Raw genomic sequence first — 24,846 nt, 5'->3', positions numbered from 1 at the left:
TTGTGGTTACCGTATCAAAACAACCGTTCCTTTTTTGAAAATAACTTTTCCTGTATAATCACGTCCCTGCACCATCCATACATAGGTGTCGGTACCCTGATCACGCCCGCCTACTTTGCCATCCCAGCCACCTCCAGCACTCGAGCTGCTATAAACCATCTGTCCCCAGCGATTGAATACCCTGAAATAGTCGATTTGGGCAATACCTACCGGGATGGGTCGGAAAATAGGATTGGTAGATTTACCAGGAGTAAATGCATTGGGAACAAAGATATCAGGTGCCGTGGTAAATACAGTAACATTCATAGTGTCCAGGGCAAAGCAATCTTCGGGAGTTGATACCCTTACCGTATAGGTTTGATTCTGAGTGATATTGGCAATCGGGTTCGAAATAAAGGGGTCTGTTAATCCCGTGGAAGGTTCCCAGCGATAAATGGCTCCACCTGTTGCGTTCAACTGGAGTGGTTGTCCTACCACAATGGCCGTATCATTTCCTGCAAAAGCAGGTACAGGTGGTCGTACACCAACTAATACAGTATCTCTGCCGGGTTTGGGACAACCAATAGTATCTGTCACTGTAAGTACGTAGCGGGTGGAGAATCGTGGCAGGGCAATTGGAGTAAGTGTATTGGCATCCAGCAAGGTGCTTTGCGGCGACCAATTGAAGAAGGCTCCCTGAATATTGCCAGTCAACAGGGTGGAATCGAGGTAACAAATAAACCGGTCCTCTCCGGCATCTGCACCCGGATAAGGTACTGCACGCACGTTAATCTGGTCAGTAGCTGTACAGCCTCCAATCCGGGCGGTCACAGTGTAGGTAGTTGTGCCAGTTGGAATCGCAAAAGGAGTGCGACTGGCAGGATCATCCAGGTCGGCTGCGGGCGTCCATTCATAGCGCAGGCCATCACCAAATGCAGCAAGGGGAACTGGGTCAGTCAGACAGATGGTTGTGTCAGGAGCTGTGCTCAACGTAACCTGGTCAACAACCCGAACACGGATTGAGTCATCTGCGGTACAGCCATTATCATTCAGATTTACCTTGTACGTGGTTGTAACTTTTGGTTCCACAATAGGGTTGGGCGTATTCGCAAACCGAATATTGTAGTTGGGCGTCCAGGTGAAAACAGGATTTAAGGTGCCGGGTGCCGTGGCAATCAGTGGCAGTTGATCAATACTGCAGATCAGTGTGTCTTTAAATGGCAGGACCAGGTTGGGGCGATCCCGGACTTCTACCTGGACCGTAGCCGTACCCTTGCAGCCTTTATCACTTTCCACCTGTAAGGTGACAGTCTTTATTCCAAGGGAGTTGAACTTATAGGAAGGGTTTCGTATGGTTGCAACATCGGTATCAGTTGTTTCATCGCCAAAATTCCAGGCCCATTTGCTCACTGTTCCATATCGGCTCCTGGTTGTATCAACAAAGCGGAAAGGGGTAAGCAGGCAGGACCCGAGGAAAGTAAAACCAGGGAAAAATCCGGGATATACTTTAGCCAGTGTGGTAGTTGAATCCACGCATTGTCCGCCGGCTAATAAAACTTTTAATTTAACAGTGTAGGTGCCTGAATCAGCATATTGATGCTGAATTTGTCCCAGTGCAGTTGACACCGTATCATTATCGGAACCGTCTCCGAAATTCCAGATATAAACAGCACCTGCCGGATTCGCCTGTCCGTTTTGAAACGTCACATTAAAATCGTCGCAAAAACTATAGTCAGGATCCAGAAAAGCTCTCAAAGGCTGGCAGTTGGAAACCGATATATGAATATCTTTTCGATGGGTGTTGATTAATACTCCCCGCCTGTATTCCCGAACACAGGCAGTAACTACATATTGCCCTACTGCATTGGGGGCGACTCCTGTCATGAGGCCGGTATTCCGGTTGATGCTGACTGATCCACCCAGCGGGTTGGTTCCATTGAAACCTCCCCTGTAATTGATGGAAGCGTGAGGTGGTGTGGAAGTTGGATTGGGGGAAGTACAGGATACGCACACACCTGGTTCTCTTCCGCCCCCAACAAATGCATTACAGAATTCATAAGCCAGTGAATCTCCGTCCTGATCTACCGCAGAAAAATCGAAGGTGAAATTGGTTCCTACACAAATGGCGATCGCATCATTGGGGTTAAAACTGGGACTGGAATTATTTAGTGCATCATTCAGTACCCGGGTACCTGGAATTTCACAGGAATAAGTAGCTCCTACATCGCCACTGTTTCCTGCAACGTTTCGGATGTTGTCAATCCGGCAACAGCGCTGGAATGCAACAGAGTAGCCATCGTCTGAGTCTGGTAAGGTAACAACAACTGTATAATAGCGGAGGCGGTAACAAATGTCCGTAGGCGGGTTGAGAATACAGGGGTTGGAATTGGGATCGTATTCAATTCGCTGCTCATTGGTAAAAGGCGCGGTAACGCTTTGAAGCAGGCTGATGCCACCTGTTTTTCTGAAAATACTGAAGGATACACTGCCGTCCAACTGGCCTTCTCCACGGGCACTACAATCAACGTATAATTTCAGTGTCAGTTCATACCTTGAGGTGTTAGGCTGGGTACCGGCACCCAGGTATCGGTATGTTAACTCACCCCCCCGAATATGCGCAGCTAATGCAGCAGAGCTTATCCCAAACAACACCAACAGCAGTATACCGATTGTTTTCATCTAAAATGGTTGACTGACTACATCGGTGTGCTGGAAATAAAATCAATTAGCGCCTGATTGAAGCTCCCGGTTTCTTCCAGCATACCCATGTGCCCGGACTTTTCAAGTATATAAATATAGGACAAATCAGGGAGATATACCTGTTGCATGGAGTCTGTAAAAGGTACTGCCTGATCTCCTCTTCCAACAATAAACAAGACCGGGAAATTGGCTTTCTTCAGGATCTGCGTTCTGTCGGGCCGGGCCATCATTGCTTCTAAAAAGGCTGCAAGTGTTGCCGGTTTCATGTAAGCATGCCGATCTACCAGGTCCCTGATTAAACCGGTCATGGATAACCGATTTTCTTCTGCAAACAAATTGGGCGTGGAGGCTTCCAGATAAGGAAAGGATCCCTGTTTTTTAATAAACTCTATGCTTTTACGGCGGGTTTCTTTTTTGGCCTCACTGTCGGCGAATGCACTGGAATGTAGTAAACCGAGACCATTGATCCGGTCCGGGAATAATTCTGCAAAAGCAAGGCTGATATAACCGCCCATGGAATGCCCCAGTAAGATACAGCTACCGATCTTCTCTTTATCCAGTATATCCCGGATACCGGCTGCCATAGATTCCATAGTGAGTACGGATTCCAGCTCTGTTTTACCTGTTCCCGGTAAATCCGGTATTATGAGTTGGTAGTCTGAACCCAGGAATTCAAGCTGTTGTTTCCAAATACTGCTGTCTTCTCCAAAACCATGGATCAGTACTACTGGTTTTCCGCTTCCAATAAGTTGGTAATGCATCAGGTAGTGGTTTTAGACGTTTTCTTCCGGGTTAAAAATACAATACTCGACCAGGAAACCAGTAGAATTGCCAACACTACCATAATCCAGGAGATCCAGTCGCCGAATCGAACAAACAGAGTTTGTTTTTCCAGTGGCTGAACTGGTTGCTTAATGGTTGCGGAAGTATCCCATCCCTGCTGCTGAACAATTGTGCCGTACGGGTCAATGAATGCGCTGATACCTGTATTGGCACTTCTGACCACCCAGCGACGGGTTTCGATGGCACGCAAACGCGCGTAGGCGAGGTGCTGTTTATGTCCCGCTGTATTACCCCACCAGCCATCATTGGTTATAATGACCATCAGGTTGGCTTTGTTGCGAAAAAAACCTGTCATGAAATCACCATAAATGGATTCATAACAAATCGCGGGGGCGATTGCCAGCCCGCTGTTCTGATCCACCAGCACTGTTCTTTCCTCCTGTTTGGCATACCCTCCGGTAGTACCTCCAAACTGTTCAAACCATTTATCCAAAAAGCGAAGAAAGGAGGGGAGGGTTTCAACTCCGGGTACCAGTTTGGACTTATGATAACGGCTAAGGATACCCGAACTGTCAAGCAATGCCGCACTATTATAGGCTTCGTATTTCAGATTGGAACCGGGAATGGGACGCGCATAGGGGGATTCCGTATCCTCAGGCAAAAAACCGTACGCTTCAATGCCAGACAAGAGCCTGATCTTAGGGTGCCTGCTTAAAAAATTCCAAATCGGTTCCAGGGAACTGTTCTGTCTTAAACGTGCTTCATCCAGGCCATTAGGTGAATTGATGGCTGTTTCAGGCCAAACCACCAGGGCCGTCTGGCTGTCAATGGCAGCTTCGCTTAGCCGGATCAATTGTTTTAATTGCTGCTCCTGTGTGCCAGGAAAAAATTTCGCATAGGGGTCAATGTTGGGCTGAACAACAACTGTGTTCTTTTGATTGGTAGTCGCAAGTTCTTTCTTGCTGAGGGTGAAATTTTTTACAGCAAATGAAATCGCAACAGGTACCCCAATGGCGATAAGCAGTAAGCTTCCTGCCGGCTTTAACTGAGGACGGGAAGCATGAGGAAGTTGAATGAGTTTTCGGAAGAACAATATGTTTACAAGTAATACCCAAAGCGTACCACCGGATGTGCCTGTGAATTCGTACCACTGAATCCAGTTGGTGGTATTGGCAAATACATTACCAAGGGTTAGCCAGGGCCAGCTTAGTTCCCAGTTGAGATGGATATATTCAAAAGTCATCCAGCAAGCCAGGAAGGCCCAGTAACTGAGTTTGGCACCCAATCGCTGGTGAACATTGTAGAATGCAAGCCAGGGAAGGCTCATGAAAGCAGAATTGGCAATAATGGCACCAATTGCTCCTACATCTGTGGAATTCCAGATCCACCAGGTAGTAACGCTGTTCCAGATCAGCATAGAAAGAAAGGACCAGGCTACGAATGCGAATCTGGATGGGCCCTGCTCAAGCAGATAGAAAAGCGGAACAAAGGCTATAAAAATCAGCAGGGTTGTTGGCATGGGTGGCCATGCTGCTGCTAACAAAAGTCCGCTTGCAACAGATAAAAGAAAGGGATGAAACTTCTTCATTCCAACGAAAATAGTTCATCCCTCTTTAATTATTTCCTGCTATAGTTAGGAGCTTCTTTAGTGATATCCACATCGTGTGCGTGGCTTTCCTTCATGCCGGCATTCGTGATCTTAGTGAAGCGGGCTGTTTTTTGAAGGGTTTCCAGATCTTTAGCACCGCAATACCCCATACCTGCACGCAGACCACCAACAAACTGGGCAACTACTTCTTTCAGGTGGCCTTTATAAGCAACTCGTCCTTCGATACCTTCCGGAACCAGTTTTTTAATATCGTCTTCCACATCCTGGAAATAGCGGTCGCTTGATCCCTGAGACATGGCGCCTATGGAGCCCATACCCCGGTATTCCTTGAATTTCCGGCCTTCGTAAATGATGGTTTCACCCGGACTTTCCTCTACTCCGGCAAACACGCTACCCATCATTACGCAACTGGCACCGGCTGCCAGTGCTTTCACCATGTCACCGGTATACCTAATACCTCCATCTGCAATAAGAGGGATACCCATTGGTTGAAGGGCACTGTAGGCTTCCATAATTGCGGTAAGTTGAGGAACGCCAGCACCAGCAACGATTCGGGTGGTACAAATGGAACCCGGACCAATACCAACTTTTACACAATCAGCACCGGCTTCTGCAAGTGCTCTTGCTCCGTCGGCTGTTCCCACATTACCTGCTATTACCTGTAATTCTTTAAAATTCTTTTTGATGTTTTTTACCGCTTCCATTACTCCCTTAGTATGACCATGCGCGGAGTCAAGGGTGATTACGTCTACTCCCACATGTTGCAGGGCAGCAACGCGGTCAAGCATGTCCTTGGTAATACCTACTGCTGCGCCAACTACCAGGCGACCAAAAGAATCTTTATTAGCGTGTGGAAAACTATGCAATTGCAGGATGTCGCGGTAAGTGATGAGTCCGGCTAGTTTGCCATCCTTCCTTACAACCGGCAGTTTTTCAATTTTATGTTGCTGAAGGATTTTTTCCGCTTTTTTCATGTCGGTGCCTTCAGGTGCAGTAACCAGCCGGTCTTTGGTCATCACCTCGCTCACTTTTTTCGACTTGGCAGTTTCAAATCGAAGATCACGATTGGTGAGTATGCCTACCAGTTTATTATTCTTATCAACAATCGGAATACCGCCAATTTTGTTTTCTTTCATCAGGCGAAGTGCGTCACCTATGGTAGCATCCGGTGATAAAGTTACCGGGTCGAGGATCATACCGCTTTCGCTACGTTTCACCTTGCGTACCTGTTCAGCCTGGCGCTCAATACTCATGTTTTTATGAAGCATACCGATTCCGCCTTCTCTTGCCAGGGCGATCGCCAGCTGCGCTTCTGTAACGGTATCCATAGCTGCAGAAAGCATGGGGATCTGCAGGGAAATGGAACGTGTCAGTTTGGAACGAATGGAAACTTCTCTCGGTAACACTTCTGAAAAAGCGGGAACCAGGAGCACATCATCGAAGGTCAGGCCTTCACCAAAAAATTTGTGGGATAAATCGAGTTTTCGGGGAGTGGTCTTTCTTGTTGCCATGTGCAAAGATAGGATGCCGCCAGGGTATGTCCCAAATTTTTGTCCTGCACCCCTTGTTCAGGAAAGTGTATATCTTCTGCCGGGTAATAATTTGATAACACCACTTAATTCCAGGTCAAGTATGGCTTTTGCTGCGGTACCGGATTCCAGTCCGCTTAAAATGTACAACTGATCAAGAGGTAATATGCCATGTTTTCCCAAAAGGTGAACCAGCAGTGTGGAGGAGGGGTCGAGGTCAGGTAGGAGTCCGAGCTGAACAGCCTGCCTGGAACCGCTTTCTTTCTCCTTCCATTGCATTTCTTCGAGAAAATCTGAAACGTTGGTAAACAGGATTGCTTTCTGATCGCGTACCATCCGGTTGCATCCGGCACTGGATTTATCAGACAACCTGCCGGGAAGTACAAACACCGGAATATTGTAACTATTGGCCATACCTGCAGTAATTACACTACCTCCCCGTATGCCGGTTTCAATGACAATAACAGCTTTGCTGATGCCTGCTACAATGCGATTGCGAATGGGAAAATGATGACGTTGTGCTTTGGTGCCAATTGGAAATTCTGTAAGTAAAGCGCCTCCGCTTTTCAGGATTTCTTTTGCCATTCCGGTATGTGCGGATGGATAGATATGATCCAGCCCATGTGCCAGCACACCAATGGTAGTACATCCCTGTTCCAGTGCCGTTCTGTGCGCGAGGCCATCTATTCCGTAGGCCATTCCGCTGATGATGCAGATATTATATGCCGCGAATTCTTTAACCAGTTGTTGGGTAAGCTGCCTGCCATATTCGGTATGGTTGCGGGTACCGATAATCGCAACACTTCGCGGCAGGTTGAGAGATGCAGTTCCGGTATAATAAAGTAAACTGGGAGGATCATAACACTCTTTCAGGGATTCCGGATAAGCAGGATCTCCATAGCCGATCAGTCGTATCCCTTTTACTTCGGATTGTTGCACCAGTTTTTGACATTCAGGAAAGCCTGCATATTCCCTGATTTGCCTGGCTCTTTGCGGACCAATTCCTTCAATAGCCTGTAGCTCCCGGATAGAGGCGTTGAAGATGGCTTTGGCAGATCCGAAATGTTCCAGTAAGAGTTTCGCGTGTACATATCCGACAGCTGCTACCCTGGTCAGTGCAACCTGGCAATACTTTTCCTCTTCCATAGATTTCTTTCCGCCAATATAGTTGTGGGAGAGGAGCTTAGGAAGCGTGAAAAAACGGTTATTCGCTGGTTACTTTCACCTCTGTTCTTCTGTTTTTGGCCCTGCCTTCTTCTGTGTTGTTGTCGGCAATTGGTTGAGTAGCGCCAAATCCTTTAAAGCTCAGACGGGCCGGCTGAATTCCTTTTTTAACCAGGTAATCTACCACAGCCTGTGCCCTTGCATTGGAAAGTGCGAGGTTGTCGGATGCTTTACCTACTGCATCAGTGTGACCATTAATCTGGATGCGTAAACTTGGATTGTCTTTCAGCAGCTGTACGAGTTTATCCAGTTCTACTTCAGAAGAAGTATTTAACTCTTTACTGCCGGTTTCGTAAAAAATGTTCTTAAGTATAATACTGGCATCTTTTGTAATGGGCTGTAATTCAATATCAATTACATAGGTGGAGTCGGGAGCGCGTTGACTTAGTTGAAAACTCTCTGAATAAAACAGGTAACCTTTACGGTTCACGTTAAACGCGTAATCTCTTCCGGTTGGTAGAGTGATCAGGTAATTACCAGTTTCATCTGTTTCCACCAGGCTGATTACCTGTCGGGTACTGATATCCGTTAGTTCAACAGCTGATGGTAGTCCCTTTTTGGTTTTACTGTCGCGAACAGTTCCCCTGATCCAGATTGTTTTGGTTGGGCGAACACCTTCGCGTATGGTAAAGGTGTAAAGGTCAAGGCCACCTCTGCTATCGGCCCGGTCACTTGCATAGTAGGCCGTAGTACCATCTGCTGTGATAACCAGGCTGCCTTCGTTTTCAATGGTATTGATGGGGTATCCCAGGTTCTGCGGAAGAGAGAAACTACCTTTCGGACCTTTTCTGGCTACAAATAGGTCATCTCCTCCATAACCGGACAAACCGTTGGAAGTGAAATAGAGGCTTTGGTTATCTGCATGGATGAATGGACAGCTTTCATCACCGCTGGTATTTATTTCTGGGCCAAGGTTTTCAGGTTCGCTCCAGCGGCCATTGGGTAAACGATGACTTACCCAGATATCGCTGCCACCAAAGCCATCGGGTCTGCGACTGGCAAAATAGAGATCGCGGCGATCGGGTGAAAGGCTGGGAGCTGATTCCCAGAATTCGGTGTTGATTTTGGGACCAAGGTTTTCGGGTTCTGTCCAGCCGGCAGGAGTATTGTAGGAAATATACAGATCGCAACTGCCATAGCTGTCTGGGAAATTACAGCCGGTAAAGATCAGCCATTGGCCATCGAGTGAGATGGATTGTGCGCCTTCATTCAGGTTGGAATTGATTTGACCTGTCAATCCTCTGGCTGTACTCCATCCCTCACCGGATTTACGGGTTTCAAAAAAATCCTCATTTCGGTTACCCACGCGCCGGGTGAATACCAGTTGCTGGTTATCGATGGTGAGTGCCGGATAATATTCTGAAACGGTGCTGTTGACTGAGTCTCCCATATTCAGCGGGGTGAATGTATAAGAGGACATTTCCGGTTTTGCTGCCTGCTCCAGTGCAAAGAGATATGTTTTACGACGGTAGGAAGAAGCCCGTTGACTGGATTCATTCAGGTCATTAATAGTCATGAAGCGATTCACTGCTTTTAATGCATCCTGAAATCGACCTAATCCGGCCAGATTAATAGAGTAGGGAAGGTTATAGTCGCGGAAATAACTACTATCGATGCTTTGTGCTTTTTCATAATTGAGCACCGCCTGTTCATAATTTTTGAGTTCACCGTACATACCGGCGATAGAGAGCCAGGCATCTGCAAACTGGGGATCAATTTTGACTGCTTCCTGTAAAGTTTTGATGCCTTCCGGGAAATAACCTTCTTCGGCCTGTTCCATGGCTTTCTGATACAGCTTCAGTGCCTTGTTGTTTACTTTCCCCGGATTATAAACCTGTGCCTGCAGGGGGCTTAAGCTTATAAATAATATGACCGCCAACAGGCAAAGAAGATTGGATTTAAACTGCATATGCATAGCAAACGAAAATTAGGCCATTTTATGCAGGAACCCAATGGTTTATGGCACATTTATGAATTTGTGGCTCTGGATGCTGAGTTCCCACTGGGGATGCGCCTTTATGTAATCAATAATGAGGGGCAGCATCTCTGCCTGCTTATCCCATTCCGGCTGCAGGTACAATTTACAGGTGGGGGAAACCTCCGCTGCATATTTTTCAGCCCAGGCAAAATCTGTTTTGTTGAAGATCACCACCTTTAATTCATGAGCCGCGTCTATGACTTCGGGAAGTGGAAATTTGAACTTTTTGGGGGATAGGCAGATCCAGTCCCAATAGCCACTCAACGGGCTGGAGCCGGATGTTTCTATATTGGTTTCGAAACCTTCCTTTCGCAATGCCAGGGTGAGCTCATCCAGGTTGTAGAGCAGGGGCTCTCCTCCAGTAATTACGGCCAGTCTGCCCGGATGTTCCAATGCTCCCTGAACAATTTCGGATATTGCCTGCTGTGGGTGTTTGGAGGCATCCCAGCTTTCTTTTACATCACACCAGACACAACCCACGTCACATCCCCCCAGCCGCACAAAATAGGCTGCGCGGCCCTGGTGAAATCCCTCGCCTTGGAGGGTATAGAATGATTCCATTATGGGAAGCATGTATGGAAGTATGAATTATGAATTAGGAATTATGAATTAGGAACTGAGAATGAATTCTAACTTCTCAATTCATAATTCATAATTTGTCTATGCATGCTTTGAATGTGTTTTTCATCAGTGCGGCTATGGTCATCGGACCAACACCACCGGGTACAGGGGTGATAAAGCTGCACTTGGGAGAAACGGCTTTGAAATCTACATCCCCTTTCAGTGCAAATCCTGATTTTTTGGAAGCATCGGGTACCCGGGTGATGCCAACATCAATAATGATAGCGCCCTCTTTCACCATATCTTCTTTTACAAATTCCGGGATCCCTAGAGCTGCCACTATAATGTCCGCTGACCGGCAGATCTCTGCGAGGTTTTTGGTATGTGAATGAGTTATGGTAACAGTGCAATTGCCATAAGGGGCCGATTGGCTGAGCAGGATGCTCATCGGGCGTCCTACAATATTGCTTCTGCCTATTACCACGGCATGTTTGCCTTTGGTTTCTATTTTATAATGTTCCAGCATGAGCATGATCCCGTAGGGGGTAGCCGGAATAAATGTGTCAAGGCCCTGCACCATTTTACCCACATTGGCTGGGTGAAAGCCATCCACATCTTTAGAGGGAAGGATGGTATTGATCACTTTTTCATCTGAGATATGCTTTGGAAGGGGCAGTTGCACGAGGATGCCATCTATATCCTGATCCAGGTTGAGGTCATCAATAACAGACAGTAACTTGTTTTCGCTGATATCTTCCTCCAGCCGGATGAGGGTGGATTTAAATCCGATTTCCCCACAGGCTTTCACTTTGGCACCTACATAGGTTTCACTGGCTCCGTTGGAACCTACCAAAACGGCAGCCAGGTGAGGGATTTTTTTACCTTCTGTGACCAGCTGGGCTACTTTCAGCTTTAATTCATCCTTGGTGGCCCGGGACACCAGTTGACCATCTAAAATTTGCATGGCGCAAAGGTAAAGGCGCGACGGGGGAGTAAAAAATGAGATTTGGGCTAAAATCTGGCCCTAAATTCTAAGAGATTAGTAAGAATATTAGAGCTAAATGGGCTTTATTCTAATGTATATTTAATAAATATGTATTTATAACCGCTAAAAATGTAAAATATACCTTAATTTATCTTGTAAGAAAACTTTAACAATTAGTTTGCTTCTTAAATTAGCAGCAAAATCAAAAACTAACACGACATGAGAAAAATCCTATCACTCCTGGTGGTCGGGTCTCTTTGCTGTTCATTGGCATTTGGCCAGACCCGTCCGGTTACGGGGAAGATTGTTGATGATAAGGGTAATCCTGTGCCCTACGCAACAGTTAAAGTAAAGGGAAGTACCACTGGAGTTTCTGCAGATGTTAATGGTGTATTTACGATTCGGGTAAAAACCGGAGACGTATTGGAGGTTTCCGCGATTGGGCAGAAAACAAACACAATTACTATTAACCAGCAAAACCTGGTAACAGTTTCACTGGAATCCTCCGGTGAACAGGGCTTACAGGAAGTAGTGGTAACTGGGGCTTATAACATTAAAAGGACCCAGCGTAGTACCAGTTCTACGGTTCAAACCATTTCAGACGAAAAGCTGAATACCATCCGTCAGCCGGATGTAAACAATGCCCTGGCAGGAAAAGTAGCTGGTGTACAGGTTAGAAGCCAGTCGGCTGCCAAACTTGGTGCAAACGGTTATGCACAGGTTCGTTTAAGAGGTGAGTCAGAACTGGTTGGTGGATCCAACGTTTTGTATGTAATTGACGGTACCATTATGCCCAGTGGTTCAGCCGGTGATATCAACCCGGATGATATTGAAGACCTGAGTGTATTGCAAGGTCCTGCTTCTGCTGCCATTTTCGGTGCACAGGGTGCAGGTGGTGCCATTGTAATTACTACCAAAAGAGCCAAGAAAAACCAGCGGGGTATCGGTGTGGAATTAAATACAGGTGTAACCCTGGATAAAATTTACATTCTGCCGGATTATCAGAACAGTTATGCTGGTGGTGGTGTAAGCGACCTTATGCAATACAAATGGCAGGCAAACCATCCGGAAGAGTGGAAAGCGCTGGATGGTAAATACTACCATGATTATTCTGATGACGCCAGTTGGGGACCCAGAATGGTTGGCCAGGAATATATTCCCTGGTATGCCTGGTATCCCGGATCTCAGTATTCATACAAAACTGCGAAACTGACTCCCCAGTCTACCAATTCAAGAGATTTTTATAACACAGGTGTTTCCGTGAACAACAACGTTAGTTTGTCCAAAGCCGGAGACAACTATTCACTTCGGGTTTCCTACACCAATCTGAATATTCAAGGACTTATTCCAACTTCCAGCATGAAGCGGAATAACCTCTCCGTATTCAGTACTGTTGATATCACCAGCAGACTGACACTGGGAACCAATATAACCTACCTCAACCAGAAAACAGAGGGACAATTTGATGATGGTTATTCCAACAACTCAACCGGATCCTTTAACCAGTGGTTCCATCGTAACCTGGATATGGATATCCTGAAAGAGTTGAGAGATCTTCGTTCTCCACAGGGTGCCCTGGCAAGCTGGAACCATAAGAACCCGGATGCATACAATGCTTCTAACCCACTTAATTTCTATGGTGGTAACTATTGGTATAATTTCTACTCCTACTTTGATAACATAAAAAATATCAATAACAGGGATCGTTTGTATGGAGACATCTCGCTTGCTTATAAAATCACCAATGATTTAAAAGTTAAGTTTACTTACCGCAAGAATCAGCTGACAACTTTCACGGAGAATAAGACCTATTCTATTGTTGAAAGCAGTGCTACCCAGTCGGGTGCCAAAGCAGGATATGGTACGTCTGAAACTTATAGCAACCGCGATAACTTCGAAGGTTTGTTGTCTTATTCTAAAAAATTAAAAGACTTCAGCTTTAATGGTAATATTGGTTTCGATATCATGCGTACGTCCTATAAAGACATCTCCGCAAGTACTGTAAATGGTCTGAACGTTCCAGATTTCTTTGCTCTTTCCAACTCTAAAAACCCTATTTCTTACGGTAACTACAGGGAAAATTCCAAATACCGTTCCGGGTTTGTAAGAGGTGATATCGGATGGAGAAATATGTTGTTTGTTGACTTCACCTTCCGCCAGGACTATTATTCTACCTTACCACCAACTGATAATGGAATCCTGAGTAAGTCAGTGGGAGGTAGTTTCGTGTTCAGCGATCTGCTTCGTGATGTAGCTCCCTTTATCTCTTTTGGTAAGTTGAGAGCTTCCTGGGGTGAAATTCCAAAAACAATTGATCCCTACCTGACTGGATTTAACTATGGAATTTCTCAGAATCAGTGGAATGGAAACTTCCTGATGGGAACTCCCAATCGTCTGATTGATCCAAAAATCCGCGGTTCTGTAACTACTCAGCGCGAGTTGGGTCTGGATATGAAATTCTTTAAAAACCGTTTCGGATTCAGCTTTACTTACTGGGATGGTACGGTTAAAGAAATTCCGCTGGATATTACTACCAATGGTGCAGGTGGATTTACTTCCCTGTTGACCAACGCAGGTGAGATTTCTAAAAAAGGTATTGAGGTGCTCCTCAATGTAACACCGGTTCGTACCAAAGATATCAACTGGGAAATTACCGGAACATTTGCCCGTTTGATGGAAAATCAGGTAGAAGCGCTGGCAGGTGATTTGAAAAGAATCACCAACGCATCGGGTGCTTTTGCAGGAAGTTATGCAGCGTATGTTGTGAACGCAGTTGGAAAACCATGGGGACAGTTATTCGGTCCTGGTTTCAAGCGTATCAACGGTGTTCCTCAATTGAATGCCAGTGGCTTGTTTGTACGTGAACCAGAAGTAAACTTTGGTTCAGTATTGCCTGATTACACAGGTGGTGTTCAGAACACAATCGGATACAAGAACTTCTACATGAACATAAACATTGACTTCCAGAAGGGCGGTAAGTTCTTCTCACTGTCTGATTTCTGGGGTTCTTTCTCTGGTCTGACTGCTAAAACTGCAGCGCTGAACGACAAGGGTAACCCTGTTCGTGATGCTGTTGAAGATGGTGGTGGTGTTCGCGTTGATGGAGTAGATGCAGATGGTAAAGCTGTTACCTTCTATGTAGATGCTCAGACTTATTACCATCAATTCCAGTCAAGCCGTATTTCTGAAAACAGTGTTTACGACCTGACTTTTGTAAAACTGCGTGAGTTGAGCCTCGGTTACCGTTTCAATGTAGACAAAATGGGATTGGGTAAAGTACTCACTGGTGCTAACTTCTCCATTGTTGCCAGAAACCCTTGGCTGATCTACGCTAAAACCAGAGATTTCGATCCTTCTGAAATCAGCAATACCTATGGTGAAAATGGACAGATGCCTGGCACCCGTTCAATTGGTGTAAACCTTAAACTCAATTTCTAATCCAAACCAGGTTTCACTCAAAAACAGAAGATTATGAAAAGAATATATAGTAAAATGCTCCTTGCAACAGCAACAGCAGCGTCTGTTTGGCTAACAGGGTGTGATAAAATAAAAGATTTTGAAGATACCAACACGAACCCCAATGGTACTCCTGTACCGGTAACCGGCGCTTTGTTTACAAGGGCGGTAGCAGAATTGGGCGGACGTGAAGGTGGTCTGGCAATTTCAGCGTATACCCGTCCGGGTTATTATGCACAATATTTTTCTGAAACCCAATACCCGGAGGCCTCACTTTATGGTGTACCTCAATTGGAGTTCACAGGAAATTATTCCGGATTCCTGTATGATCTGCAAAATATCATCAACCAGAATACAGACGAAGCAACCAAGAATATTGTTTCCGTATCCGGTTCTAATGCCAATCAGATCGCAACTGCCAGAATTTTGAAAGCGTATGCATTCTGGACAATTACTGATCGTTGGGGTGATGTTCCCTATTCCGAGGCATTGCAGGGCAATCCGCTTCCAAAGTATGATACCCAGGAATCAATTTATGCTGACTTGCTGAAGGAGCTTCGCGAAGCGGTTGATCAGTTTGACAATGGCCTGGGAATGAAAGGTGATATCATTTTTAATGGTAACACGGCAAAATGGAAGCGCTTTGCAAATTCCATTCGTATGCAAATGGCACTCAGAATGAGTAAAGTGTATCCCAATGCAGGTGGTCTTGCTGCTACTGAATTTGCTGCAGCCCTGAATCACCCTGCCGGTTCAATCGAAACCAATGCTGATAATGCAAAGATTGATTTCCCCGGAGGAGCGTATCAGAATCCATGGTATGTTTCTTATGTTGTTAGTTCTCGTATTGACGATGCGATCAGTAGTACAATGACCAATACCCTTTCCAGCTTGGATGACCCGCGCATCAATGATTACGGAACCTCAGATGTAGGCTTCCCCTATGGTCTGGACCGTCCAAATGCGATTGCAGTTGCTCCAGGATGGGGACTTGTACTGGACGGACAATCCATGAGTGATGCAGAAGATGTAATCATTATGAATGCGGCTACCGTATTATTTGCACGTGCTGAAGCTGCTGAAAGAGGTTGGACATCTGAAAATGCACAGGACCTCTATAATGCTGCAGTAACAGCCAGTATGGCCCAGTGGGGATACAGCGGTGCTGCGGTGACCAGCTACCTTTCTCAAACTGGTGTAGCTTATGGCGCAACAGATCATCTTAAGAAAATTGGCACCCAAAAATGGCTGGCTATGTATCCTGATGGTATGCAAGCTTGGGCAGAATGGAGAAGGACCGGTTTCCCTGAATTAACTCCAGCTCAATATGCAACCAACACTACCAAGCAAATCCCCAGACGTTTTGTTTATGGTACTGGTGAATATGGCACCAACAATGATGCTGTAACAGAAGCTGCCGGCAGATTGCAAGGTGGTGATACACAGGATTCCCGCATGTGGTGGGATAAATAAAATTGCTTTTTAACGCAATCAATTAAATCAAACGGATATGAATATCAAAATAAATAAACTGTTATCTCTGGGCTTAATCGCTGGTGCAGCGTTTTTAAGTTCCTGTGAGCGCGGTAAAGAATGGCCGAGTTCCCAGGGTAAAGGAGATGTTATTGTAAAAATGTTGAATGCAGGAGAGAAAGTACTTGCGTTCGATGCATTGAGTGCACCCCAGACTGCACTGCTGGTTGACATTCGTAAAGATGCACCATCTGAAGCAGCATTGAATACTCCAACAACTGTAAAAGTATCCTTCGATCAGGCTTATATGGATGCTTATAACGAAGAGAATGATACGGAGTATGAATTGCTTCCGTCAAATTTGTATACGACGGATATTCCTGCTGGTGCAGATGGATTTACCATCAATATGGCAGCGGGTCAGTTTGCAGCGCCGATTAATTTTACCTTAACCGATGCTACCAAGCTTGACTTTTCCAAGCAGTATGCTTTCCCTTTGACCATCACCAGCATTGATGGCAATGGTAAAATCTCGGAGTCCAAAACAGCTTTTGTAAAAGTACTTGTTAAGAATGCATGGGATGGTGCCTATGAAGTAACAGGAACCATGAAAGATGAAGCAGCTGCACTTGGTGGCTTGTTCCCCATGAATTATCACCTGATTACTTCTGGTGCAAACACAGTTGATGGATATGATCCGGATTACTGGGTTAACTATTTCATTCCCATTATGAGTGGAGCTGATGTTTCCGGATACGGAGCTTACTCACCAGTATTTGAATTTGATCCTGCTACCAACAAGATTATAAAGGTGACCAATATTTATGGTCAGCCTTCAGCGAACGGGAGATCGGCTGGTCTTGATCCAACTGGTGAAAACTTCTATGATCCGGCTACAAAAACCATTAAGGTTAAATTCTTCATGTATCAACCTGCTTCTATACCCACGCCTCCGCATATCCGTGTGTATTTTGACTGGACGATGAAAAGAACTGGTGATCGTTAATCCTGGTCGGCGATCATTTTTAAAACCTCCGTTTAACGGAGGTTTTTTTATTTCGGAAGGTTTCTTCTTAAAAGGTTATTTCACACGGTTGTTTACCGTCATTTCACGCTTGACTACTGTTTGTCATTGTTGGATTTTGCAGTATGAGAGCAGTGATAGGTTGTGTGTGTGGATGGTTCCTCAGTATGCCGGTTTTCTGCCAGGAAACGGCAGGACTGGGGAACCCTCTTTTTTTTAGACCCGCTACAGTGTTTGTAAGTCCGGGTATGTTGTCAGATAGTAGTTCAACTACAGCATTGTCCGTTTTTGCCAATCAGGTTACAGATCTCGCTATCACCCGAAGAATGGATGCTTCCGGTTGTTTACCCCTTCAGGAAAAAGCCGGTATGGGTTTTAGGATTTCAAACACTGGAAGGGAACAATTTAAGGAGCAGGAAATTGGTATCGCATATGGGCGTGGACTGGGAACTACCCATGCAGGAATGGTTCACTGGAAGCTTGGATTGCTGTTTCAGTACCGCCAACAGAAAATTCAGGCTGTTAAAGCAAGCCGCCATTGGATGGCCGGTATTTCAATTGCAGTAGAAGCAAGGCAACAGCTCATTTCCTTGCTCTTCCTGAAAAGTAGTTCCTCCCTGCATAAAGATCATTTTCAGTTCAATGCCCGCCAGTGCTGGTCTAACCAGGTATCCACTGAACTCTTTGCAAGCTACAATGGTCAGCGATTGCTCCATACCGGGTTCAATTTGCAATATAATTTGTTGGATCGCGCCTATCTGCGAATGCACTGGCAGATTCGTCCTGATTTTATAGCATGGGAACAAAGTTACCGGCTTGGTAACTGCTGGTTGATTGTTCAGGCCATTCGTTATCCAACGATTGGTTGGAAATCAGGGTTCGGCCTTGTCTGGAATACAAAAAAAACCTCCCTAAAACATGAATAAGGTACCCTTACTGATCTTGTTGTTGTTCTGTCATATTGCCTTTGCCCAGGAAGAAGAAGCAGCAGAACGCCAATGGGAGCAAGTCGCGGAACAACAGGAACAGGTGCCGGAACTGGATGATCAGCTGCTGGAGTGGGAGGAACTTAAACGCAAACCCATACCAATAAGCCGTCTCACAGCAGATCAATTAGGCTTGTTTGGTTTAAATCCCCTTCAAATTAATGCCTATCTGAATTATGTCCGGCTCTTCGGTTTTCCTGCAAATAAATATGAATTACAGGCAATTCCTTATTGGAACAAACAGCTTATTCAGCAATTGATAACTTTCCTTGATTTCACACCCAGGACTTCCGGCAATTGGAGTACTGCAGAGCTATTCAAAGAGGGATCGCATCAGTTATTGTTCAGGGCCAGTTCAATAGTACAAAAAGCGAAAGGGTTTCAGAAGGATACTGTGGGTAACCGAAGTTATGCTGGTTCACCACAACGGATTTTTATCCGGTATGGATACCAGTTCAACCGGATGATCCAGGCTGGGTTTAGTTTGGAAAAGGATGCCGGAGAATCTTTTGGGAAGCGGTTGCTTTATCCGGCTGATTTTACCGGCTTTCATTTGTTTATCAGGGGCAGGAGAGCCCTCAAGGCAATTGCGCTGGGTGATTTTTCGGTGAATGCGGGACAAGGGCTGGTGGTATGGCAAGGAATGGCTTTTGGAAAGGGCGCGGCGGGAGCCGGCGTCTTTCGCCAGGGACCATTATTGAAAGCCTACCGATCAGCGGGCGAAATCAATTTTTTCAGGGGAGCTGCAATTCACCTGGCAAAAGGCAAATGGGAGTTCCTAACCTGGATATCTAACCGAAAAAAATCAGCCACCATTATTCGGGAAAATGAGGAGGCAGTTGCATTCAGTAGTTTATCTACTTCCGGTTATCATCGAAGCGGTTCAGAAATTGCAGGAAGAAAACAACTCGGGGAATTGGTGGCAGGCTCCGTAATCAGGTATCAAACGGGTAGTTTGCGAATTGGATGGAATCAATTGTACCAACGATTTTCGCTTCCCTGGCAACCCAGGGAAGCCCCTTATTCACACTATTCATTCAGAGGTCAATCATCTTTTCATCAGTCCGTCGACTACAATTGGGGTAAAAAGCAGTTTTTTCTATTTGGTGAAATTGCAAGGGGAGGCAAGGGATACGGTATGGTCCAGGGGATGCTTGTCAGTATTGACAAACGGCTCGACTGGACATTGGTATACCGGAATTTTCAACCATCCTATCATGCAGTATTTGCGAATGCATTATCAGAACAGGCTGCTGTACGAAATGAGGAAGGAATCTATACCAGTCTTGAAATCAAGCCGGCGAAAGGCTGGCAGATACAATTGTTTGCAGACTGGTATCGGTTTCCCTGGTTGCGGTTTCGGGCGGATGCTCCGGGTAGTGGGAGGGAAGCGAGATTGCTGATTCAATGGGAAAAAAGACGTGCCTGGCTGATCTATGGTTATTTCAGGATGCAAACTAAACCGGAAAACATATCAGGTGCCTTTACAAATACGATTGAACCGGTTGCCCAGGAAAATCTGAGACTGCATGCGCAGCGTAATGCAACAAAAAATCTGCTGATTAGTACCAGGTTGGATATGGTCTTTTACAGAAAAGCGAAGGTCTTGCAATCTGGCTGGGGGCTGTATACAGATACAAAATGGATGGTTCCACAAAGAAACTGGCAGTTTGCAGCAAGAATACACTGGTTCCGGACAGATGGATATGAAACCCGTATTTACAGTTATGAACGGGATCTGCTCTACAGTTATTCTATTCCTGCATTTTTTGATCAGGGATTGCGTTATTACCTGCAATGGCAGGGCAAATGGAAAATTAACTGGTTATCTTCGGGTGGACTGAAATGGTGGATTCGATGGTCGCAGACCCGCGTATCCAACCAGGATTCCATGGGTTCAGGATGGGATGAAATTCCAGGCAACCGGCGTTCAGAGTGGAAATTTCAGCTTATACTTGATTGGTAAAGGCAGTTTGCCAACAAATAGTACTTTTGACCTTCAATACTGTATCATGGATAATACGAACAATCAGCAGAACCAGTTAAATATTGAAATATCCGAAGAGATGGCCGAAGGGGAATATGCGAATCTCGCGATCATCACACATTCCCATGCAGAGTTTGTAATTGATTTTGTAAATGTGATGCCCGGTACACCTAAAAGCAGAGTAAAGTCCAGAATTATTCTGACCCCTCAGCATGCCAAGCGATTCATGAAAGCCCTGATTGAAAATATAGATCGATTTGAGGAAGTGAATGGCGATATTAAAGATCTGGAAGAGATCCAGGTTCCAATGAATTTTGGCGGACCTGCGGCACAAGCCTGATATCATATCAGTCCTTCATCTGCAAAGCTGAAATACCCATCCTGGCTAACAATCAGGTGGTCGAGTACGCGGATGTCCAGTAATAAAGCAGCTTCCCTGATTTTACGGGTAAGTTCCTCATCGGCTTTAGAGGGGTGCAGGTTTCCTGAGGGATGATTGTGGCAAAGAATAAGTGCTACTGCATCCTGTTCAATGGCTTTCCTCATAATGATCCGGGGATCTGCTACTGTTCCTGTTAAGCCACCGCTGCTAATAATTTCCTTGTGTTTGATTTTGTTGGCTCTGTTTAGGAACAGTACGATGAATACCTCATGCCTGTAATCGCCGAATTGCTGTTGCAAAAAGGCAGCGACATCCCGGCTCCCGGTAATGGCTTTCAGTTCCACTGCCTGGCTGAGTTGGCGGCGTTTAGCAAGTTCCATCGCAGCAGCAATTGTTACTGCTTTCGCCTTTCCAATGCCTTTCACTTTCATCAATTCAAATACGGATAACTTACCGAGTTCAAACAGGTTGTTTTGACCGAGCTGCAGCAGTTCCCTTGCCATATCGAGGGCTGTTTTTTCCTTGTTACCATGATTCAGCAAGAGGGCAATCAATTCCGCATCGCTGAGTTGCATCGGACTTTTACTAAGTAATTTTTCGCGTGGCCGATCGTCTTTTGCCCATGATTTAATTGAGTGGTTCTGCGCTTGCATGAAGTAAGATTAATGAATATTTTTATGTCTTGAAACAGGGTTTTAACCCTTTTATCCAATGATCCTTTTTTCTAGAAAAACTAAAACCAGTAAGCTATGAATTCCCGTACTTTCAACGTATTAGGCGGATTCCAATCCATGCTTTTTTGCATAGGAATCTACGTGGTAGCCTTATTCTTTTCCATTTTTATTTGCTCTGCGATTTTTCACGCGTTTCAGAATCGTACCGAACCGATCGGCACCCTGAAAACAGTATCTGCCAGCCAGGCGGCTCCGCAGGTAGTGGCGTCGCGATAAATTAGTTAATGTAGACAGGTAGAAGAGGGGATGCCAATGGTAGTCCCCTTTTCGTTTTTTGTTCAAATTCTTGCACTTCAGGGTGGAGTGTCAACTTCAACTCTTTATCTTCGCCGCAAGAATTTTCTTCTATGACTGCAAAAATCTTCTCCGGTACCGGCTCGCAGTACCTGGCTGAAAAAATCGCCAACAGCTACGGAATTCCATTAGGCAGGATTAATATCCAGAAATTCAGCGACGGAGAGATTCAACCGGTTTACCAGGAAAGTATTAGGGGGGATGTTGTTTTTCTGGTGCAGAGCACGTTTGCACCTTCAGACAATCTGATGGAGTTGCTCCTGATGATCGATGCAGCACGCCGTGCATCTGCCTATAAAGTGATTGCCGTGATTCCCTACTACGGATATGCCCGCCAGGACAGGAAGGATAAACCCCGGGTGGCAATAGGCAGTAAGTTGATTGCCAATATGTTAACAGCGGCGGGTGCCGACCGGGTAATCACCATGGACCTGCATGCACCCCAAATTCAGGGCTATTTTGATATCCCTGTTGACCACCTCGACAGTTCGGTAATTTTTATCCCTTATATAGAGCAATTAAAACTAGAAAACCTTACCTTTGCGGCCCCTGACGTGGGTAGTGCAAACAGGATCCGGGAAATTGCCAGTTATTTCAATGCTGAAATGGTGATTTGTGATAAGCATCGAAAGCGTGCAAATGAAATAGCGAGTATGGTGGTGATTGGTGATGTGACAGATAAGAATGTGATCCTGATTGATGATATCTGTGATACCGGGGGAACACTTGCAAAAAGTGCCGGGTTGCTGAAGGAGAAAGGAGCCACTACCGTGCGGGCAATGTGTACGCATCCTGTATTGAGTGGAAAAGCCTACGAGAATATTGCAGGCAGTGTGTTGGAGGAACTGGTGGTTTGTGATACCATACCATTGAAGCAGCAGGTAGACAAGATTAAAGTTTTATCAGTTGCTAACCTGTTTGCAGTGGCATTGCGAAATGCATTTGAACAAAGAAGTATTACCAGCTTGTTCATTCATTCGCAATTAAAGGAACAGCGGGATGCGGAGCTGAACAGAGACTAAATCGTGCTTAATTATTATTAAATAAAACAAAATGAAAACAATTACAATCGAAGGACAACTCAGGACCGAAACCGGGAAAAAGGCCACCCGCCAACTTCGCTCTGAGGGACAAGTGCCAGGTGTAATTTACGGAGGTGAGCAGGAAATTAATTTCGTTGCTCCGGCCAAGGCTTTCAAGCCACTGGTGTATACCGCTGAATTCAACCTTGCAGAGGTAAACATTGATGGCAAAAGCTACAAATGCATCCTGAAAGACATGCAATTTGACAAAGTAAGCGATGCACTTACGCACGTGGATTTGCAGGAACTGGTAGAGAATAAGCCAGTAATTGCGCAGCTTCCGCTGCACCTGACTGGTTCTCCTGCTGGTGTTAAAGCCGGTGGTCGTCTGGTTGTTAAGGTGAAGGCGCTGAAAGTTAAGACACTGCCAAAGTACCTGAAAGAAAGTATCGAACTTGACATTACCAATCTGGAATTAAACGAAAACGTTCGTATCCAGGATGTGAAGACAGAGAATATGGAGATTCTGATGTCTCCCCGTATTCCGGTTGCTTCTATCGTAATGACCCGTCAGCTGAAGCAGGAAGAAGCTGCTGCCGAAAAAGGCAAGAAATAATCGAATCGATATTTCAATTCATACAAAAGCACCGGTATCCCCGGTGCTTTTGACTTTTTCCGTCCTCCGTCCCCGCGTCCCCCATCCCCCGTCTCCCGTCTCCCGTCTCCCGTCTCACATCTCACGTCTGACGTCTCACGTTCCCTATCTTCGCGCCATGAACAAGTTTCTCATCGTTGGTTTGGGTAATATTGGAGCTGAATATGCTCATACCCGGCATAATATCGGGTTTGATGTGGTGGATGCTCTGGCAGAAAAACATGGGGTAAGCTTTCGGACCGACCGTCTGGGTGATGTTGCTGAAATAAAACTAAAAGGTAAATCCCTGGTCCTCCTTAAGCCATCCACTTACATGAATCTGAGCGGAAAGGCAGTTAAATATTGGATGGATAAAGAAAAAATCCCGGCTGAACAGGTCTTCGTAATTGTGGATGAATTGGCACTTCCATTGGAAAAAAGCAGGATCAGAGGGGCCGGCAGCGATGGGGGCCACAATGGCTTGAAGAGTATCCAGGAACAGCTGGGAACAACGGCCTACCCTCGCCTTCGATTTGGTATTGGTAATAATTATCCGAAGGGCCGCCAGGTAGATTATGTGCTTGGTAAATGGACTTCTGAAGAAGCGCCTCTTATCCGTATGAAAATAGATAAAACCATCCCCATAATTGAATCCTTTGTCCTTGCCGGGCTGGCCAATACCATGAATCATTTCAATAATGTGGAATACAAGTTATGATTTATGCTTATGAATGGTTATTTTCGCTCACCATCAGGTAAACCTGCCTGTGATTCCGGTATCCCTATCAAATTCCGGGGAGTAACGTCCCAACCAAACCAGTGATTATTTAATCATTAAACCCTGTAGTGAATATGAAAATATTCTGCATAGGCCGTAACTATGTGGCGCACGCCAAAGAACTGGGCAACGAAGTGCCCGATGAACCGGTGATTTTTATGAAACCCAAGAGTGCACTGCTGCAAACGCACACTCCTTTTTACTATCCTGAATTCACCAATGAGCTGCATTATGAGTGTGAACTTGTTTTGCGGATATGCAAAAATGGAAAATACATCCAGGACCGTTATGCCGGCAAATATTATGATGCGGTAACGGTAGGTATCGATTTTACTGCCAGGGATATTCAGAATGAATTAAAAGAGAAAGGCCTTCCCTGGGAGAAAGCTAAAGCGTGGGATAATTCAGCCGTAATTGGGAAATGGGTGAACCTGGCTGACCTGAAGAATAAAAAGGATATTCATTTCAAACTACTGAAGAATAAGGAATTGGTACAGGAAGGTCATTCCAGTAACATGATCTTCAATTTTGATAGTATTGTAGCCCATATATCCAACTATTTCTCTGTAAATATTGGTGACCTCATATTTACGGGTACTCCCGCCGGCGTAGGCGAATGTGTTGTGGGCGATGAACTGGAAGGCATCCTGGAAGACGCAGAGATGTTTAACATCGAAATAAAGTAAGCTACACCAAACATTACTAACAACTGTTCGTTTATATTTGCG

The 24,846-nt window shown here is 45.5% G+C and carries 20 protein-coding genes; 11 read left to right on the top strand and 9 right to left on the bottom strand.

Annotated elements, in window-relative coordinates; genetic code table 11:
- Positions 1–6: 6 nt before the first annotated feature.
- From L0U88_RS04650 to L0U88_RS04615, 8 genes are all read right to left on the bottom strand, one after another.
- Complete coding sequence (locus tag L0U88_RS04650; protein WP_234864445.1) at positions 7–2,658, bottom strand: PKD domain-containing protein; 2,652 nt, start codon at positions 2,656–2,658, stop codon at positions 7–9.
- Positions 2,659–2,675: 17 nt separating this feature from the next.
- Positions 2,676–3,440: an alpha/beta fold hydrolase gene (locus tag L0U88_RS04645; protein WP_234864444.1), complete on the bottom strand. Its 765-nt coding sequence runs from the start codon at positions 3,438–3,440 to the stop codon at positions 2,676–2,678.
- Positions 3,440–5,050, bottom strand: coding sequence for an apolipoprotein N-acyltransferase (gene lnt, locus L0U88_RS04640; RefSeq protein ID WP_234864443.1), 1,611 nt, complete (start codon positions 5,048–5,050; stop codon positions 3,440–3,442). Before lnt ends, L0U88_RS04645 begins: the two co-directional genes overlap by 1 nt.
- A gap of 29 nt (positions 5,051–5,079) precedes the next feature.
- Positions 5,080–6,582 (bottom strand): IMP dehydrogenase, encoded by a 1,503-nt coding sequence (gene guaB, locus L0U88_RS04635; protein WP_234864442.1) that lies wholly within the window; start codon positions 6,580–6,582, stop codon positions 5,080–5,082.
- A gap of 57 nt (positions 6,583–6,639) precedes the next feature.
- A complete protein-coding gene (gene dprA, locus L0U88_RS04630) occupies positions 6,640–7,746 on the bottom strand; it encodes a DNA-processing protein DprA (protein ID WP_234864441.1) in 1,107 nt (368 codons plus the stop codon).
- 58 nt (positions 7,747–7,804) lie between these two features.
- Positions 7,805–9,739: an OmpA family protein gene (locus tag L0U88_RS04625; protein ID WP_234864440.1), complete on the bottom strand. Its 1,935-nt coding sequence runs from the start codon at positions 9,737–9,739 to the stop codon at positions 7,805–7,807.
- Positions 9,740–9,781: 42 nt separating this feature from the next.
- Positions 9,782–10,375 carry a 7-carboxy-7-deazaguanine synthase QueE gene (locus tag L0U88_RS04620; protein ID WP_234864439.1) on the bottom strand — a complete coding sequence of 198 codons (594 nt, stop codon included), beginning with the start codon at positions 10,373–10,375 and terminating at the stop codon, positions 9,782–9,784.
- 76 nt (positions 10,376–10,451) lie between these two features.
- On the bottom strand, positions 10,452–11,327 hold the full coding sequence (locus L0U88_RS04615; RefSeq protein WP_234864438.1) for a bifunctional 5,10-methylenetetrahydrofolate dehydrogenase/5,10-methenyltetrahydrofolate cyclohydrolase: 876 nt from the start codon (positions 11,325–11,327) through the stop codon (positions 10,452–10,454).
- Positions 11,328–11,567: 240 nt separating this feature from the next.
- Between L0U88_RS04615 and L0U88_RS04610 the strand changes: the two genes are divergently transcribed.
- The 6 genes from L0U88_RS04610 to L0U88_RS04585 all read left to right on the top strand — a co-directional run bounded on the left by L0U88_RS04610 (position 11,568) and on the right by L0U88_RS04585 (position 20,614).
- Entirely contained in the window at positions 11,568–14,786 is a 3,219-nt protein-coding gene (locus L0U88_RS04610) for a SusC/RagA family TonB-linked outer membrane protein (RefSeq protein ID WP_234864437.1), read from the top strand.
- 33 nt (positions 14,787–14,819) lie between these two features.
- The gene (locus L0U88_RS04605; protein WP_234864436.1) at positions 14,820–16,277 is read left to right on the top strand and encodes a SusD/RagB family nutrient-binding outer membrane lipoprotein; all 1,458 of its coding nucleotides are present in this window, start codon (positions 14,820–14,822) and stop codon (positions 16,275–16,277) included.
- 37 nt (positions 16,278–16,314) lie between these two features.
- Positions 16,315–17,283 (top strand): DUF1735 domain-containing protein, encoded by a 969-nt coding sequence (locus L0U88_RS04600; protein WP_234864435.1) that lies wholly within the window; start codon positions 16,315–16,317, stop codon positions 17,281–17,283.
- Between the two features lie 143 nt (positions 17,284–17,426).
- A complete protein-coding gene (locus L0U88_RS04595) occupies positions 17,427–18,227 on the top strand; it encodes a hypothetical protein (protein ID WP_234864434.1) in 801 nt (266 codons plus the stop codon).
- Positions 18,220–20,253 carry a hypothetical protein gene (locus L0U88_RS04590; protein ID WP_234864433.1) on the top strand — a complete coding sequence of 678 codons (2,034 nt, stop codon included), beginning with the start codon at positions 18,220–18,222 and terminating at the stop codon, positions 20,251–20,253. Before L0U88_RS04595 ends, L0U88_RS04590 begins: the two co-directional genes overlap by 8 nt.
- Positions 20,254–20,299: 46 nt before the next feature.
- Positions 20,300–20,614 (top strand): DUF3467 domain-containing protein, encoded by a 315-nt coding sequence (locus L0U88_RS04585; RefSeq protein ID WP_234864432.1) that lies wholly within the window; start codon positions 20,300–20,302, stop codon positions 20,612–20,614.
- A 2-nt stretch (positions 20,615–20,616) separates the two neighbouring features.
- Here L0U88_RS04585 and radC read toward each other — a convergent pair whose 3' ends face one another.
- Positions 20,617–21,309, bottom strand: coding sequence for a RadC family protein (gene radC / locus L0U88_RS04580; RefSeq protein ID WP_234864431.1), 693 nt, complete (start codon positions 21,307–21,309; stop codon positions 20,617–20,619).
- Positions 21,310–21,405: 96 nt separating this feature from the next.
- On the opposite strand from radC, the gene L0U88_RS04575 reads away from it, so the two are divergent.
- The 5 genes from L0U88_RS04575 to L0U88_RS04555 all read left to right on the top strand — a co-directional run bounded on the left by L0U88_RS04575 (position 21,406) and on the right by L0U88_RS04555 (position 24,804).
- A complete protein-coding gene (locus L0U88_RS04575) occupies positions 21,406–21,606 on the top strand; it encodes a hypothetical protein (protein WP_234864430.1) in 201 nt (66 codons plus the stop codon).
- 131 nt (positions 21,607–21,737) lie between these two features.
- On the top strand, positions 21,738–22,706 hold the full coding sequence (locus L0U88_RS04570) for a ribose-phosphate pyrophosphokinase (RefSeq protein WP_234864429.1): 969 nt from the start codon (positions 21,738–21,740) through the stop codon (positions 22,704–22,706).
- A gap of 31 nt (positions 22,707–22,737) precedes the next feature.
- Entirely contained in the window at positions 22,738–23,322 is a 585-nt protein-coding gene (locus tag L0U88_RS04565) for a 50S ribosomal protein L25 (protein ID WP_234864428.1), read from the top strand.
- Between the two features lie 157 nt (positions 23,323–23,479).
- Positions 23,480–24,058 carry an aminoacyl-tRNA hydrolase gene (gene pth / locus L0U88_RS04560; protein WP_234864427.1) on the top strand — a complete coding sequence of 193 codons (579 nt, stop codon included), beginning with the start codon at positions 23,480–23,482 and terminating at the stop codon, positions 24,056–24,058.
- A 134-nt stretch (positions 24,059–24,192) separates the two neighbouring features.
- Positions 24,193–24,804 carry a fumarylacetoacetate hydrolase family protein gene (locus L0U88_RS04555; protein ID WP_234864426.1) on the top strand — a complete coding sequence of 204 codons (612 nt, stop codon included), beginning with the start codon at positions 24,193–24,195 and terminating at the stop codon, positions 24,802–24,804.
- Positions 24,805–24,846 lie beyond the last annotated feature (42 nt).

It is taken from the genome of Flavihumibacter fluminis, from assembly GCF_021491375.1.
In the GTDB taxonomy this organism is placed as follows: Bacteria; Bacteroidota; Bacteroidia; order Chitinophagales; family Chitinophagaceae; genus Flavihumibacter; species Flavihumibacter fluminis.
This window is presented reverse-complemented; position numbering and strand designations above follow the sequence as displayed.